Annotated in this window: 16 protein-coding genes; 10 read left to right on the top strand and 6 right to left on the bottom strand. The window is 62.0% G+C overall.

Annotated features, from left to right (window positions below; genetic code table 11):
• Window positions 1-258 precede the first annotated feature (258 nt).
• Window positions 259-504, top strand: a complete 246-nt coding sequence (locus LR961_RS09525; RefSeq protein ID WP_232148589.1) for a hypothetical protein — start codon at window positions 259-261, stop codon at window positions 502-504.
• A gap of 72 nt (window positions 505-576) precedes the next feature.
• Here LR961_RS09525 and LR961_RS09530 read toward each other — a convergent pair whose 3' ends face one another.
• The 3 genes from LR961_RS09530 to LR961_RS09540 all read right to left on the bottom strand — a co-directional run bounded on the left by LR961_RS09530 (window position 577) and on the right by LR961_RS09540 (window position 3,129).
• A complete protein-coding gene (locus tag LR961_RS09530; RefSeq protein ID WP_232148590.1) occupies window positions 577-840 on the bottom strand; it encodes a hypothetical protein in 264 nt (87 codons plus the stop codon).
• A gap of 355 nt (window positions 841-1,195) precedes the next feature.
• Window positions 1,196-2,464 (bottom strand): patatin-like phospholipase family protein, encoded by a 1,269-nt coding sequence (locus LR961_RS09535; RefSeq protein ID WP_232148592.1) that lies wholly within the window; start codon window positions 2,462-2,464, stop codon window positions 1,196-1,198.
• A gap of 56 nt (window positions 2,465-2,520) precedes the next feature.
• Window positions 2,521-3,129, bottom strand: a complete 609-nt coding sequence (locus tag LR961_RS09540) for an NAD(P)H-dependent oxidoreductase (protein ID WP_232148593.1) — start codon at window positions 3,127-3,129, stop codon at window positions 2,521-2,523.
• Window positions 3,130-3,493: 364 nt separating this feature from the next.
• Here LR961_RS09540 and LR961_RS09545 point away from each other — a divergent pair, with 364 nt between their 5' ends.
• Both LR961_RS09545 and LR961_RS09550 read left to right on the top strand, forming a co-directional pair.
• Window positions 3,494-4,363: a pirin family protein gene (locus LR961_RS09545; RefSeq protein ID WP_232148594.1), complete on the top strand. Its 870-nt coding sequence runs from the start codon at window positions 3,494-3,496 to the stop codon at window positions 4,361-4,363.
• A gap of 53 nt (window positions 4,364-4,416) precedes the next feature.
• Window positions 4,417-5,292 carry a pirin-like C-terminal cupin domain-containing protein gene (locus LR961_RS09550; RefSeq protein WP_232148595.1) on the top strand — a complete coding sequence of 292 codons (876 nt, stop codon included), beginning with the start codon at window positions 4,417-4,419 and terminating at the stop codon, window positions 5,290-5,292.
• A gap of 23 nt (window positions 5,293-5,315) precedes the next feature.
• Here LR961_RS09550 and LR961_RS09555 read toward each other — a convergent pair whose 3' ends face one another.
• A complete protein-coding gene (locus LR961_RS09555; RefSeq protein WP_232148596.1) occupies window positions 5,316-6,224 on the bottom strand; it encodes a LysR family transcriptional regulator in 909 nt (302 codons plus the stop codon).
• Window positions 6,225-6,501: 277 nt separating this feature from the next.
• Here LR961_RS09555 and LR961_RS09560 point away from each other — a divergent pair, with 277 nt between their 5' ends.
• The 4 genes from LR961_RS09560 to LR961_RS09575 all read left to right on the top strand — a co-directional run bounded on the left by LR961_RS09560 (window position 6,502) and on the right by LR961_RS09575 (window position 9,257).
• A complete protein-coding gene (locus LR961_RS09560) occupies window positions 6,502-6,903 on the top strand; it encodes a heme-binding protein (protein WP_232148597.1) in 402 nt (133 codons plus the stop codon).
• A 46-nt stretch (window positions 6,904-6,949) separates the two neighbouring features.
• Window positions 6,950-7,780 (top strand): SDR family oxidoreductase, encoded by an 831-nt coding sequence (locus LR961_RS09565; protein WP_232148598.1) that lies wholly within the window; start codon window positions 6,950-6,952, stop codon window positions 7,778-7,780.
• Window positions 7,781-7,845: 65 nt separating this feature from the next.
• Window positions 7,846-8,337 (top strand): nuclear transport factor 2 family protein, encoded by a 492-nt coding sequence (locus LR961_RS09570; protein WP_232148599.1) that lies wholly within the window; start codon window positions 7,846-7,848, stop codon window positions 8,335-8,337.
• 80 nt (window positions 8,338-8,417) lie between these two features.
• The gene (locus tag LR961_RS09575; protein WP_232148601.1) at window positions 8,418-9,257 is read left to right on the top strand and encodes an oxidoreductase; all 840 of its coding nucleotides are present in this window, start codon (window positions 8,418-8,420) and stop codon (window positions 9,255-9,257) included.
• 58 nt (window positions 9,258-9,315) lie between these two features.
• On the opposite strand, the gene LR961_RS09580 is transcribed toward LR961_RS09575, so the two are convergent.
• Both LR961_RS09580 and LR961_RS09585 read right to left on the bottom strand, forming a co-directional pair.
• On the bottom strand, window positions 9,316-10,209 hold the full coding sequence (locus LR961_RS09580) for an AraC family transcriptional regulator (RefSeq protein ID WP_232148602.1): 894 nt from the start codon (window positions 10,207-10,209) through the stop codon (window positions 9,316-9,318).
• Between the two features lie 485 nt (window positions 10,210-10,694).
• A complete protein-coding gene (locus LR961_RS09585) occupies window positions 10,695-11,468 on the bottom strand; it encodes an alpha/beta hydrolase (RefSeq protein ID WP_232148603.1) in 774 nt (257 codons plus the stop codon).
• 180 nt (window positions 11,469-11,648) lie between these two features.
• Between LR961_RS09585 and LR961_RS09590 the strand changes: the two genes are divergently transcribed.
• From LR961_RS09590 to LR961_RS09600, 3 genes are all read left to right on the top strand, one after another.
• Window positions 11,649-13,112 (top strand): HD domain-containing phosphohydrolase, encoded by a 1,464-nt coding sequence (locus LR961_RS09590; protein WP_232148604.1) that lies wholly within the window; start codon window positions 11,649-11,651, stop codon window positions 13,110-13,112.
• A gap of 493 nt (window positions 13,113-13,605) precedes the next feature.
• Window positions 13,606-13,983, top strand: a complete 378-nt coding sequence (locus tag LR961_RS09595) for a DUF1622 domain-containing protein (RefSeq protein WP_232148606.1) — start codon at window positions 13,606-13,608, stop codon at window positions 13,981-13,983.
• Between the two features lie 164 nt (window positions 13,984-14,147).
• A complete protein-coding gene (locus LR961_RS09600) occupies window positions 14,148-14,993 on the top strand; it encodes a hypothetical protein (RefSeq protein WP_232148607.1) in 846 nt (281 codons plus the stop codon).
• Window positions 14,994-15,035 lie beyond the last annotated feature (42 nt).

Raw genomic sequence — 15,035 nt, forward strand, 5'->3', positions numbered from 1 at the left:
ACTTAGGCGTCTGGCGCTGCGCCAAGCCGTTCGTGCGATGGCTGAATGAGGGAGGCCGCGGGTCTGCGTTTACGGCATTGCGATGAAATCCTCGCCCTAGAACCCTGTGCTTTGCTGTGGTGTCGCAGGACCTCACTGAAGCCGGGGGGCTGAACACCCCGATGGACCTGGCTCGCAGTTGAGGCGGTCCCAGCACAGCTGGGCGATCTGGGCAGCCACGTTCGAGCTGTTCCTCGGCTGACACGGGGGACGACGTGCATGCAGATCCTTGAGCCAAGCGCTGTGCAGGCCGCGTGGATCGCGCAGATGGATTTCGCATGCAAGCTTGATGATGGCGATGCAATCGTTGCGGAAGGAACTGCCGTTCAACGATCTGCGGTCAAAGCGCTGTTGCCAGTACGACAGCTCGCTGACGGCGTTGACGAATTCCCGATCTCTCAAGCCAATCATGTACATGCTCCTGAAGCAGCCAGCTCACGCATGCGTGCCGGGTTGCCCGCCTGATGGTGCCCTGCGGGTCAGTTGACTGCGGATTCGATGGGATGACTCTCCGACAGCACTGCCGCAGTTGCGGCATCAGCCGTGCTCGTAGTTCTCCTGAAGCTTCTCGCGCTGGGCGGCCGCAACAACCGCGCGCTCAACCCGATCAAGCAGGGCCTCAATGCTGCCGCGCCGCTCGGGCTCGTTGGGTGAGCCGGAGGCGGCCTGCAACGCACGTCTTGTCAGGATGGTGAAGGAGCGAAGCTTGTCCAAGCGTTGCGAGTGCGACCAGGACAGCGTGGACGTGGTGATTTCAAGTGCCAGTTCATCCAGGTCAGCACGTGCTTCTTCGTAATTCATTCGGTGCACCTTGAGCGCAAGGAACGCCCGATGTCCTGGCAGCATAGGCGCTTTGTGGCGCCCCGGTGTGACGATGGGGATGAATATGGATTAGCCGTTACATGTGGCCTGCTGGCGATGGCTGGGAAGCCCACTTTTCCCATCGGATCCTGCGATCCGTTTGCAGTAAGCACAATGCGGACCTGAGATCGGCGTGGCCACGGCTTCAAAAGAGATCGCACGTCCCGAAGGTGCTGTCCATGCTCAGCCCATGACGGTGAGCTTCGCGCACGAAGCAACGGCGGTATCTAAGGGGGTCAAGCTGCTTCCATGACATTCAATGGCCGCAGCAGAAGGCGCATAGTCAACCGTGCTGTCACCGAAGGGTCTGCTGATCGTTTGGCGGGCGCGGGACATCCACCGGCGGTGCGGTTTGCCAAGGATAGCCACGGGCGCCGAGCTGATAGGCGTACTCGAACAGGCGCGCCATGTAGTGCCGATCGAACCGTCTGTGCGGCGGATGCCTGAATTCCGGGCCGATGAACGCAAGGCGATACTCGGCGCCGTCTTGATGCGCCGTGCGATGGATTCTGTCCAGGTCGTTGATTGCCTGGCGCTGCAGCAACACGCTCAAGGCACGTGAGCCGATACCGACAGTGCGGTGCAGAGCATTCGACCACTCGGGAAGCAGTTTTCCATTCATCAGGACGTAAACCCCAATCTTCCCTTGGAAGGGCTCGCCGGTAAGCCGCTCCATCACTGCCAACGTTGCCGAAGGGTAGGTGAATGCCTGCGCACTTACGCCACCATCCACGTGCATCTCCTGGTACTGCCTTCCGTCGAGCTCCACGTTGATCAGGACCGGTGAGACCGCTCCGGGAATGCTGGCCGAAGCCACCATCACCTTGCGGAAAAGGGTCAAGGCATCCGGCGACCCGCTGGCCGCGATGGCGCCCATGTTCCAGGTGACGGACCGGCCCGAGTACAGCTCGGTGGTGCCGATCATCAGAGCCCGGCCCTTTCCGTACTCTGCGGCGACGGCCAACAGCACCTGTGGTGTGACGTAGTGTTCGACCAGTTTCATGAGCCGTGCATTACTGGACATGCCATCGCTCAGTAGACCGAATGGGCCCCTGGAACGGAATACGCCTTCCTCGCCAATCGAACTGATGGAGCGATGCAACAGATCGTCATAATCCGGCCCCAGGAACGCAAAGGGCGCGAGCAACCCTCCAGCGCTGACGCCGGTAACCACCCTGAATTCAGGACGGTCACCATGCGCGCTCCAACCTTTGAGCAGGCCCACCGAGAAGGCTGCATCCTCGCCGCCCCCGGAAATGGCCAGTACGTCGGCGCGCGCGGACGCGTCGGCAGGCAGGCCGCGCAGGGCAGCGGCCTCCTTCTGACGACGAAGGTCGGCAATCGCATTCTCGACGAAGGGGGTGATGTCGCTGTCCAGCCAATAGCGCGCATTCTCTATTCCGGACACCGTTGCATGATCACGCGCCAGCTCGGGTATGGCGTTGGTGTTCGGCATTGAGCTGCAGGCCAGCAGTAAGGAAGTGGTCAGCAGAAACAACGCGAGGCGCGCGGCATGCCGCACCACGGCGCTCCTGCGCACGCCACCCTCAATGGTCCGGGCCATGATTGTTGCTCCGAAGTGGCGCGTGGCAGGGGATGTCCCTTATGCGCGGGTACGCCTTATGCAAAGGCCTTGGCGATCTCATCGTTTGCTGCGCGCAATGCCTGCGCGCGGGGCTCATCGCCCATCGCCAGGCCTTCGGCGCGGATGAACTGGATGTCGGTGATTCCCAGGAATCCAAACACGCTTTTCAAGTAGGTTTCGTGGTAATCCATCGGCGCCGCAGGCGTGCCTTCGGCATAGATTCCGCCACGCGTGGAAGCAATCAGCAGCCGTTTTCCACCGGCGAGTCCTTCCGGGCCCTTCTCGGTGTAACGGAATGTCTTGCCGGCAACAGCGATGCGATCGATCCAGGCCTTGAGCTGGCTGGGGATGCTGAAGTTGTACATCGGGGCACCGATGACGATCACATCCGAATCGAGGAAGGTTTCCAGATCACTCGCACCGGCATTGACATCCTGCTGGATGGTCGAGGATTCGGGCGTGGCTCCCTGCGCTGCGGCAAGATGCGCACCGGCCAGATGCCCAACGGGCTGCGCCGCCAGGTCCCGGTAGATGACGGTCGCAGTAGTGGTGCTGGCCCGTGCGGCATGCACGAGCTTTGCGGTCAATTGCCGGCTGACCGAGTTGTCGCCAAGGATGCTGGAATCGATGTGGAGGAGTTTCATGTCGTTCACCTGATGGTTTTGGGAGGAGCGGTCCCATCGCTGTACTTCGAAACCGCAGGGCACACCCTATGCACGCTGCCGGCAGGCGACTAGAAGGCGATCCGGGATTTCACCCGTCCATCCAGTGAAGCAATGCCCGGCCCGGCGTTCCAGCGGCGGGATTTGCGGGCCAGCGTCCCGGGTAGAGCCGCTCCGCCGGTACGCACGCGTCGTGCAGTGCAAGGGCGATGCAAAAGCGATTGGGTCCGTTGATGGATGAATGAAATCCCTTTCTAGTGGCTACTGGATGGACGGCCTGACTCCTAGATTGTTGTCCCGCCAGCCGACACGCCTGGCTGGACAACCATGCACAGGAGCTACCGACATGCTTGAACCAGCCAGTCACGAAAGTCAGGCCCGTAGCAGCCATCACCGGCTTCGCGCGATGACGCACAGGAGCCGCGGGCAGTCGAAGGGCCCCGTCATCCGCTTGATCAGCCCCTCGGACCTTGGTGAAGTGCTCAAGCCGTTCGTGTTCCTCGATCTGATCGACACCGCGCATCTGCGCGGAGACAGAACGCCGGGATTTGGTCTTCACCCACATTCCGGGATTGCCACGTTGACGTGGTTGTTCGAGGGATCGGTTGCCTATGAGGATGACCAGGGGCGATGCGGGCGCATCGAGCAGGGCTGGATGGAATGGATGCATGCCGGCAGTGGTGCCTGGCATGGCGGTGATTTCGGCAACTCCAACCGGCTGCGCGGCTTCCAGCTCTGGCTGGCCTTGCCACCTGCAGCCGAACTGGCGCTGCCATACAGCAGGTACGTCGGTCCGAGCAGTATCGGCCGGGATGGGCCGGTGGCTGTTCTGCTGGGACGGCACGGCCGCGTCACAGGGCCGATCGCAACGCCTTCGCTTATCAACTACTTCGCGATCACACTTGCAGCCGGCCAACGTTGGAGATTCCAGCCCCCGACTGGTCACACAGTGGCATGGGCAGCCGTAAGTGCCGGCGCATTGCGAGGTTCCGGGACCATCGCGGCCGGTGAAGTCGGCGTGTTCGAGAACGGCGAGGATGCCATCGAGTTCGTCGCAATCGAGGATGCGGAGTTTGTGTTCGGTTCGGCAGCCAAGCATCCCCATGAGCTCGTTCTGGGCCGCCACTCCGTGCACACCTGTGCGCGATCCCTGGCACAGGGCGAAAAACGCATCCAGACACTTGGCGAACAGCTGCGCGCTGCAGGCCGGTTCTGATGGTCAGGTTGCCACAGTGTTCCACCCAATACTCTCCAAACAGGAGCATCGCAATGAACTCCACAGCCATCAGCGAATGGAAAGTCCGGCGCATAACCAAGGCTGGCAAGGCCGAGCCGGGTTTCGCCGGCCCTGGACACACTGCAAGGAAAGTGTTCGGCTCGGACAACTTCGAGCTGACCAATCCCTTCGTGCTGATGATGGACGATACCTTGGCTTTCCAGCCCGGGCAGCCGGTGGGCGAGGCGCATCCGCACGCGGGACTGGAAACCGTCACGCTTATCCTGGAAGGCTCGCTCATTGACGCTGCGGAAGGGCATCTGCACACCGGCGATCTGGCCTGGATGACCGCGGGTCGGGGCATCGTCCACAACGAAGATGTCGTCGCTACCGGACACGCCCGCATCCTCCAGCTCTGGGTGGCATTGCCGCAACATCATCGTGATGAACCGCCGGCACTCCAGATTGTTCCGCTGCAGACGGCGTCTGTCCGGAACGAATCAGGCGCCGAGGTGCGTCTCTACAGCGGACGCGCGGGCGAGTTGGAATCACCCACGGTCACCCGCGTGCCCATGACGGTCGTGGACCTGTTGCTGCAACCCCATGCCCGCGTTTGGCAGGCGTTTCCGGCAGGACAGAGCGGGTTTGCCTATGTCACCGATGGGCGACTGACAATCGGCGACGTCCCACTGCGGGCTGGAGAGGTAGGCTGGGGAGCAGGCGATATGCAGGCCGCATCCGGTGCCACCATCGTCGCCGGAGACCAAGGCGCCCGCGTGACCATCTATGCGGGTCAACCCATCGACGAATCGGTGATGCAGCATGGTCCGTTCGTTGGTGGCAGCAGAGCGGAGTTGGCGCACTTCTATCAGGAGTTCCATGCGGGGCACTTCGTGCGAATCCGGGATGTTGCCGTTGCCAAACCATGAGCAACAAGGAGCCGCCGGCAGCGTCAAACTCCGGTCGTCACCAACCCGGTCTCGACCAGCTTGGTCATGGCGAAATCAATGAAGGCACTCACTGCACGTGGCATCTGCCTGCGGCTCTGGTAGACGAGGTAGACATTCACACCATCAATTCCGTAGTCCGGCAGAACCAGGACCAACTGGCCATTCTGCAGGTGGGGTGCGCACATGACGTCGGGAAGCAGGGCGATGCCGGCGCCTGCGACACTGGCCTTGAGAAGCGTCAGCGCCGAGTTGGCGAAGAACCGCCCATGTACTTCCGCCTCGACAGGCCCATTCGGGCCGTCCAGATACCAGCTCAGACGTCCAGGCGCTGATCGAGCGGCGATGCAATCGTGATCCTTCAGGTCATCAGGTGACTGGGGAACACCTCGCTCCTCCAGATACGAAGGGCTGGCAACCAGGCACGCTCGATTCCTGCCGATGTGACGGGCGATCAACGTGGGCTCGGTAACTTCCCCTGCGCGGACGGCGACATCAATGCCCTCGGCGATCAGGTCCGCCCGCGCGTCGCTGAGTACGAACTCAAGCGTGACCCTGGGATAGGCCGCCAGGAATTCCTTTGCCCAACGCACGTCGAACCAGTTGAAGAAGTCAGCGGCTGCGGCCACCCGGACTTTGCCGGAAGGGGTCTGGGTACCTTCACCCAGTTCAAGCGCGGCTTCGGACAGGGCATCTATCTGCGCCGCGCTGCGCGCATAGAGCGTCTCGCCGGCATCGGTGAGCGTGAGCTTCCGGGTTGACCGGTGCAACAGTCGCAGGCCCAGTTGTTCCTCGAGCTGCTGGATCCGCCGGCTGGCGGTATTGGAAGGGATTCCGATACGACGAGCAGCCTCGGCAAAGCTGCCAGCCTTGACCACTTGCACGAACAAGGCCACGTCATTCAGGTCGATCATCTCTGCACATCCCAATGCCTGCCGCGCAGGCTGCCCGCAGCACAGTGATCAAAAGCGCTCCACGGTGCAAGGGGGCGGCGATGGGCTTCGCGGCTGGAGCGGCGAGCCGGGGTACCCCCGCAGGGAAGGGCGGGGGGCAGCACCGGCTGGACATACAGCTTCGCAATCGCCGAACACTCGCCGCAATCCAGGAACGGTGCGTCCGGGCTGCCGTCCCTAATCTGCCCACAACGGAATTGCGGGGCTTTTCCCACGATCCGAACCGGAGCACAGAACCATGATCACCTTGCATCAAGCCCGCACGCTGATCGCCGCCGGCGAGGCTCGGGCCGACGCCCTGGGCGTCGCCGCCAACATCGCCGTGCTCGACGCCGGCGCACACCTCAAGGCCTTCGCCCGCCAGGATGGCGCGGTGCTGGGTTCCATTGAAATCGCGGTCAACAAGGCCCGCTCGGCGGCACTGTTCCAGGCGCCGACGGAAGCCTTGTGGGACTACGCCAAACCCGGTGGTCCGTCGCCCGGACTGGAGAACAGCAACGGTGGCCTGGTGGTGTTTCCCGGCGGCCTGCCGCTGTTCGACGCCAGTGGCGCTCTGATTGGTGCCGTTGGTGTCTCCGGCGGCGCACCTTCGCAAGACCTCGATATCGCACAGGCCGCAGCTGCCGTGCTTCTGGCCTGAACAACCATCGCGTACCTGCTTCCAACACAACCTTCTGGAGAACGACATGAACACCAACACCAACAACACTAAGACCATCCTGATCACCGGCGCTGCCGGCGGCTTCGGCAAGGGCGCTGCCATTGGCATGGCCCGCAACGGCCACAACATCATCGCCACCGTCCACGTGGCCTCGCAGGTCACACCGTTGCGCGAGGAAGTAGCGCGCCTGGGTCTGGCCGACAGGATCACGGTCCAGCGCCTGGACCTGACCGATCCCTATGACATCAAGCAGGCCCTTACCTGGGACTTCGACATCCTGTGGAACAACGCCGGTATGGGCGAGGCCGGTCCGGTCTGGGAGATTCCACTGGAGCTGGTTCGCAAGAACTTCGAGGTCAACGTCTTCCTGCCGCTGCAATTGACCCAGGACGTACTGCGCAAGTGGATCAAGGAGGGCAGCGCTCGCGGCAAGAAGGTGGTGTTCACCTCGTCGATGGGCGGCTTGTTCACCCCGGCGAACTGGGGCACCTACGTCTCCACCAAGCACGCACTGGAATCGATTGCCGAGGCGTTGCAGCAGGAACTGGCCGCCTATGGCGTGAAGATCCAGACCATCAATCCTGGTGCGTACTACACCGGTTACAACGAGACGATGGCGGACAACCCGTTCCGTTGGCTGGACGAAGAAGTTCACTTCACCAAGCGCGCCGACCTGCGCAAGGGCTTCGATGATTTCTTCGCCACGCCCGAAGGAAAGATGGATGCGCAGGAAATGATCGATCGCATGATCGAGGTCGTTCCGGCGGACACCGGCAAGTTCCGCAACGTCATGCCGAAGGCAATCGAAGACATGCTCAAGGCGCACCAGAGCGCTGCCTGGGACAACGCGATCTGACCACTGCTCACCCTCGGATCGGCGTGCACACCACTCCGGTCCGGGGGCTTCTCGAGGACACTCACATGAAATCTTCAGTTTTTGGCCCCCGTATCGCTACCATCCTGCTGACTATTGCAGGTGTTCTTGGCGCGCCCGTCGCAGCGCAGGCAAATGACGGCAACGTGGCCATCGTGCGCAAGGCATTCGACGACTGGGCAGCAGGTACGGGCGGTCCCTACGCACTGCTTGCCGATGACGCCGTGTGGACCATCACCGGCAACTCGCTGGCCTCCAGGACCTACAGCAGTCGCGAGGCATTCATGAGCGAGGTCATCCGGCCGTTCAATGCGCGGATGAGCACCGGCCTGAGACCGACCATACGCAGTCTGTATCGGGATGGTGACACCGTCATCGTGTTCTTCGATGCCAGTGGAACGGCGCGCGATGGAAAGACCTATGCAAACACCTACGCGTGGTTTCTGGAGTTGCGCGACGGGCGGATAGTCCAGGCATCGGCGTTCTTCGACAGCATCGCCTTCAACGATCTCTGGACGCGCGTGCATCCGGTGCAATAGGCCCCAGTCCGCATCACAACTCCATCAGGGGGATCGCGGACACCGCGATCCTTCCTCTCTGGTGCACAAGGAGATATCCAATGAAAACATGGTTCATTACCGGGGCATCACGCGGCTTCGGCGCCCTGATCGCACAGCGTGCCCTCGCCAATGGAGACAATGTCGTGGCCACGGCCCGCAATCCCGAAGCCGTCACTGAACGCCTGGGCCAGCACGCGAACCTGCTGTCCGTTGCGCTCGACGTCACCGATCAAACCCAGGCGAAGCTGGCGGTGGACCAGGCCATCGAGCGGTTTGGTCGCATTGACGTACTGCTGAACAATGCCGGGTACGGTCTGTTGGGGGCGGTCGAGGAGGCTACAAGCGAGGAAGTCGAAAGACTCTATCGCACCAACGTATTCGGGCTGCTGACCGTTACCCGCACCGTGCTTCCCCACATGCGGGCGCAGCGCTCCGGCCGCATTCTCAACATCTCCTCGATCGGCGGATATCGGGCGGCTGCCGGTTTTGGGGTGTATTGCTCGACCAAGTTCGCAGTGGAAGGCCTTTCGGAGGCGCTGCATGCAGAACTGGAGCCGCTCGGCATTCACGTCACCGTGGTCGAGCCCGGCTACTTTCGCACCGACTTTCTGGATTCAACCTCACTGACCATCAGCGGTACGTCGATCAGCGACTACAACAACACGGCCGGACGGGTACGAGGTGCAGCTGCGGAGTTGAATCATCTCCAACCGGGAGATCCTCAACGGCTGGCTCAGGTGCTGGTCGCGTTTGCCGAGATGGCCAACCCGCCCGTGCGTCTTCCGCTTGGCAGCGACACGGTGGCTGCCCTGAAGTCCAAGCACGATACGGATGCAGCCATCCTTGCGCAGTGGCATGAGGTGTCGGTCTCAACCGACTACGCAGCACGGGCAGCATAGGACCCGCTTGCGGCCGATCAGTCGAGCTGGACCGAAACTGATTGGCCGCCAATGTGGGTTACGCGCTGCGACGGAAAGCCGTGGGTGTGGTCCCTGCGATCTTTCGGAACGCAGCGGCGAATGATGAAGGGGTTTCATATCCAACCGCCAGCGCGATGTCGGTAATCGGCAGCTTCTGGTCGGCCAGCAGTTGGCGTGCCTTCTCGATGCGCAGGCGTACCAGCCATTCGTGTGGCGTGGTTCCCGTGGCTACGCGGAAAGCAGTGCAGAAGTGGAACCGGCTCAGTCCGGCAATGCCGGCCAGATCATCGAGCCCGATGGGCGCGCCCAAACGCTCACGCATGTAGGTTGTTACTTTCTTGACCTGCCACGTCGCCAGACCGCGCTGGCGCGCATGTCCGTCGGGTGAGAAGTTCGAGGTGTGCGCGCGCAGCAGTTGGGTAACCAGCAGATCCGTCGCCTGTTCGACGAACAGTCGGGACGATGGATCTGCCACATCCGCTTCACGGCCAAGCATCTCCATCACCCGCGAGGCGACAGGATCGGCGGCGCCCACACGCGGAAGCAACTCAAGTGCGTTGCTGCTTCCGATCCGCTCCGCACTTTCCCGCAACCGTTGATCAGACAGAAATACATGGGAAACCCCGATGTCCCCTGCGATATCCCAGTCGCCGTCGTGACCCTGGGGGATGATGGTGATCGACCCATTCTGGGTGGTGGATATCAGCCGCTCTCCGCCCGTGCGCCAGACGATCTGCTGTGGCTCACCGTAGTAGGTGATGATGACGTGGCCGTCCATCGGCCCCAGATGGCTGTGTAATGCACCATGCCCCCACGGCCGGGTAAGACGGGTTGCGTCCTTCAGTTCCGCTTCGCTGACTGGAGGCGCGCTGCCGATGATCCCGGCAAGCGCGGCTGGGGCAGATATCCGACTTGTGCTCTTCTCGGGCATGGCGTTCTGGTCGTCTCGGTCGGCTATCGGATTTCCACCTGGGTAGGAATCCGCGATTCTCTGACACCGGCGACAATAGGTGGCAAGCCGGTAGCTGCCAATAGCGCATGCCTAACTGGAACCTTGGTTACGGATCGTGATCGGTCGAGGTGTGTCCGCGCCGCGGCTTGGGAATCGGGCTCAAGTCATCTGCTCCGGGGGGGGCGGTCAGGGGCGTGGGGCACCTCGCGCGCGCTCTACCGCGAAGCGTCCGCGCTGGAAAGCGGAGCTGGCGGGATCATCGCTGGTGATTCCTGCTTTGCCGGTCCCTCGAGCAGCGCCTTTTATCGGCGGGTCACGTCCACTGCAGCCGAGGGCGTCCAGGCAGGCCTGTGGGCCTGTATCAGGCTGGCCCTGCATGCGTCGTCGTTACGCGCGGTCTCCGACTCAAGGGCCGCCAACGGACGAAGGGCACCGGCCGGTGCCTTCGTCCGTCGGCTGGCGGCTTACCTGGCACCCTTGGCCGCCTGTTCGATCAGGCTGACCACCGCCTGCGGCTGGGAGACGTAGATCGCATGGCTGCCGGCAACTTCCTTGACGTCTGCGCCTGCACGCTGCGCCATTTGCCGCTGCGCCGGCGGCGGAATCATCTTGTCGTCCTTCGCGACCAGATACCAACTTGGCTTGGACTTCCAGGCCGGAACGCTCACCGACCCTGCAAGTGCGTTCACTCCCCAGGGCACCTGCGAATCGGCCATCAGGGCTGCCTCTTCCGGTGTCACATCGGCAGCAAAGGAATCGGCGAACTTGGCGCTGTCCAGGAACAGGAAACCATCCTGCGGCGGCAGGATCGGGGGAGCCGGCGCGCCCGGCGGGGGATTGGCGATCAGCGACTGCACGGACTCGCCAGCGTCTGGGGCAAAGGCGGCGATGTAGACCAGGCGCTCAACCTTGGGGTCGGTGCCGGCTTCGGAAATGACCACGCCACCATAGGAGTGACCGACCAGGACCACCGGGCCGTCCATCCTGGCGATGGCGCGCTTGGTGAAGGCAACGTCGTCAGCCAGCGAGGTGGTGGGATTCTGGACGATGCTGACGTTGTAGCCGTCCTTTTTCAGTTGCTGGTAGACCTTGCTCCAGCCAGAGCCATCGACGAATCCGCCGTGGACCAGGACTACATTCTTGATGATGCCGGGATTGGGGCCGGGTTGGCTGGCCACGGCGGAGGTGGCCATGCCGAAGGCGGCGAGGGAGGCCAGGGCGAAGGAGTTCAGTTTCATGGAATTTCTCCAGGAGAGGGGTATGTGGTTCCGGGTTTGCTCCGGCAGTGGATTGGGTCCCAACCACCGTGGAATTACTTTGCGCCTCCGGAAGAACGGCTACCATCGGTTGAATGACGGAGGCTGTGATGTGGCGCATCGGCCTCATTCCCGCCATGGTTCGTGCCAACAGGTGGCTGCATGAATGATTCAGCTGTCCCGTTGTTTGACGCTGTCCGGGCATTGGCGTTCGTGGGGGACCTGGCGATGGGCCAGCCCACGGATCATTCGCAACGCGCTGCCTGGATCGCCGCTCAGATATCCCGGGATGCCGGTGCCAACGACACCACAAGCACCCGTGCCATGACCGTCAGCCTGCTGCGCTGGTCCGGTTGCACGGCAAACGCGCCCGACTTCGCGCAGTTGTTTGGCGACGACGTCAGTGGTCGCAACGCATTGCTTTCCGCGCAATCACCAGAAGGTGGCTTTCGCAGCGGAACCCACGCGGAGCAGTCCGCGTTCCAGACGCTGTCGCGTATCCACTGCGAAGTATCGGGAGACATCGCAGTGCAGCTTGGGTTGGACATGGAGGCCCAGTACGCGCTGCGCCACCTTTTCGAGAGCTTTGACGGCAATGGTGCGCCGTCAGGTCTGAAAGGCAACGCGGTGCCGATGGAGGTGTACTGCGCCGCATTGGCCGGGGATCTGGAAATCTTCGCCAGGCTGTACGGAAAGGAGCAGGCACTGGCGTTGATCCAACAGCGCACCGGCCACCTGTACCCGGCGGAGCTTGCCCGACACGTCGTCAATCGCGCTCCGCAGTGGCTCGCCGCACTGGATGAAGAAGGTTTGTCGCGAGAGTGCGAACCCAGAGAGAATTCCGTCGGGAACCGCACGACGTCGCTTGAGATCATGGCGCATGTGATCGATCTGAAGCTGCCCTGGATGACGGGGCATTCAAGACAGGTGGCGCGTCTTGCGCGCAAGGCAGCACGGCAATTGGGGCTGGAGCAGGAGGTGGAGATGCGGGTGTACCGTGCTGCACTCATCCACGGCATGGGGCGCGCCTCGGTGCCCAATCCAATCTGGGATACGCCGGGCCGGCTCGGAAGGGCCGCATGGGAGCGCGTACGCCTGGCTCCCTACTGGACGGGCAGGGCCGCACGGCAGGTGGGGTCGCTCGCCGCTGAAGCCGAAATCGCTTCATACGCATATGAGCAACCGGATGGCTCAGGGTACTTCCGCGAATGCCGGCAGGCGGGGTTCCCTCTGGAAGGAAGAATTCTTGCTGCAAGCGTCAGCCTGGCGGCCTTGCAGGCTGACAGACCTTGGCGCCAGAAATTCGATCTGGAGCACGCCAGCGCCATACTCTTGGCGGATGCAAAAACAGGCCGCTACGATCTGAGCGTCGTGCATGCGTTGCTGGATCAGGCCGCGCTGCCTGCCGTGGCCACTCCTGCAGGTGTCGTGACTGATCTCCTGTCAGGACGGGAGAGAGATGTGCTGCGTTGGATCAGCCTGGGCGCGAGCAACAAGGTTGCAGCGCAGAGGTTGTCGATAAGCCCGAGCACTGTTCGCACACATGTGGAAAGCATTTTCAGAAAGCTGGATTGTTCCACACGTGCCGCTGCGACGCTGAAGGCATCGCAGCTCGGTTTGCTTTAAGGGCTGAATCCTCCGTGAGGAGTCCAAGCAGACAGGCAGCCCGTTCACCGGGTACTTCGCAGTGGGTGATCTGCACCGCGATGCAGGATGCAATGGACAACAACCGCTGCGGAACAATGGGTGTCCGCGCTGCTGATGGGAATGGCCCGGCCGCCAGGCGTTCAATCTCCCGTACCGGCAGTTGATGTTCCGAACGCAACGATGGTGACTTGGCCTTCCTGGCCTCGCTTCGCTCTGGCGTCATCGTTGTTCGCAGCGAAACTTCGGCTTCTGGAAATCGTCTCTCCAGTGAGGTGACGGTTGGCGACCCAGCGTTGGATGGAGGATTCGCGGAGAACTCCATTGAAGGTGCCGACAGTAGAAGTACTGAGGAAAGCGACATCCCGACACCCTACAATTTCAGGCGTCAGTTCCGGTCGAGCTCCAGTCATGAGAACGAGCGTGCGTTATCCGGCCCGGACAATTGCTGCTTGTACGATTACGGGAGGCCGTTATGGAAGAGCTGTTCCGTTCCATCAGTTCATGGATCGCCCTCGTTCTTGAGTGCCTTTCCGTCCTGACGATCGTGGCTGGAAGCATCGACGCCTTATACCGCCTTGCCCCGGCGTTCCGCATTCGTCTGGGTAGCCATGGTGCGCGTCGGGCTGCCTGGTTGAGCTTGGCGCGCTGGTTGCTTCTCGGCCTGGAGTTCATGCTGGCCGCCGACATCGTGCGCACCGCAATAGCACCAAGCTGGACGGATATTGGACAGCTTGCCTCCATCGCCGTCATCCGAACGTTCCTCAATTTCTTTCTTGAGCGCGATCTTGAGAATGCCGCAAGCGAGCAGGCTTCGATTCGCAATGCAAACGCCCCTGAAGAGCTGAGATAGGGGCGAAGTAGTCCCGCTACAGCGCAGGCAGGCTCTGATGTGCGAACGCCGGGTAGGCAGGAACGGCGTAGATCCACTTGTCGGCATACATGATTCCGGCCAGTTGAACAGACGATTCTGTATCCGCGCTCCAGCTTGCTTTTACCGCCCCAGATGAGGCCGCAATGATCTTTTCCGGTTCCTATCCATACATGCCGCTGTGGTTGCTGACTCTTTTGTTCTTCGTCGCATTGATGGTGGCGCGTGAGATCGGGATTCGTCTGCGCCTGCACCGGCTGAGGCTATCGCGCGAACCCGCAGAAGCCACGATCTCAAGCAAGCCGGTGGACTCTGACGGCGCCAAGGAAGATGGTTTCGCGATGACGTCGGTCATGGGGCTGCTTGCGTTGCTGATCGGCTTTACGTTCTCGCTTGCGTTGGGCCGATATGACGAACGACGCGAGCTGGTGGTCAAGGAAGCAAACGCAATCGGAACCACCTGGCTGCGTACGGATCTGCTGGAACCCAGGGATGGTGAGCGGATGCGGGAGGTCCTGCGGCGGTACGTTGATGCCCGCGTCGATTTCGCCAATGCCGCCGATGCTGGTGAGGAGATGCGGCAGTTCGCACGAACGGTGGCGCTGCAGAATGAACTCTGGATCGCAATGAGGCATGGCATCGCCACGTTCCGTGATACTCCCCGCGCATCACTCATCGTCAGTACCACCAATGAGTCGATTGATCTGGCTGCGGAGCGCTACGCGGCACGTCAGGATCACATCCCTCCGCGCATCCTGCGCATGCTGTTCATCTTTGCCATCCTGTCTGCGGGGTTGGTGGGTTACGAACGCTATCGGCAGCGCAAGGCGACCGCCTTGCTGTTGCTGTTGTTCTCGCTTGCTGTCGGACTGGTGCTGGACCTTGACCTTCCCAGCACAGGAGCCACCAGCGTGCCGCAGGACCCGATGCTGGACCTGCAGCGCAGCCTCCATCAGGCCGCGCCGACTCCTCAGCCGCCGTTGGTCAGCTGAGGTCAAATGGAAGCGCCGGCTTTCGCGTTGGATGTAGTTCCA

Source organism: Stenotrophomonas sp. SY1 (assembly GCF_021202945.1).
Classification (GTDB): Bacteria; Pseudomonadota; Gammaproteobacteria; order Xanthomonadales; family Xanthomonadaceae; genus Stenotrophomonas.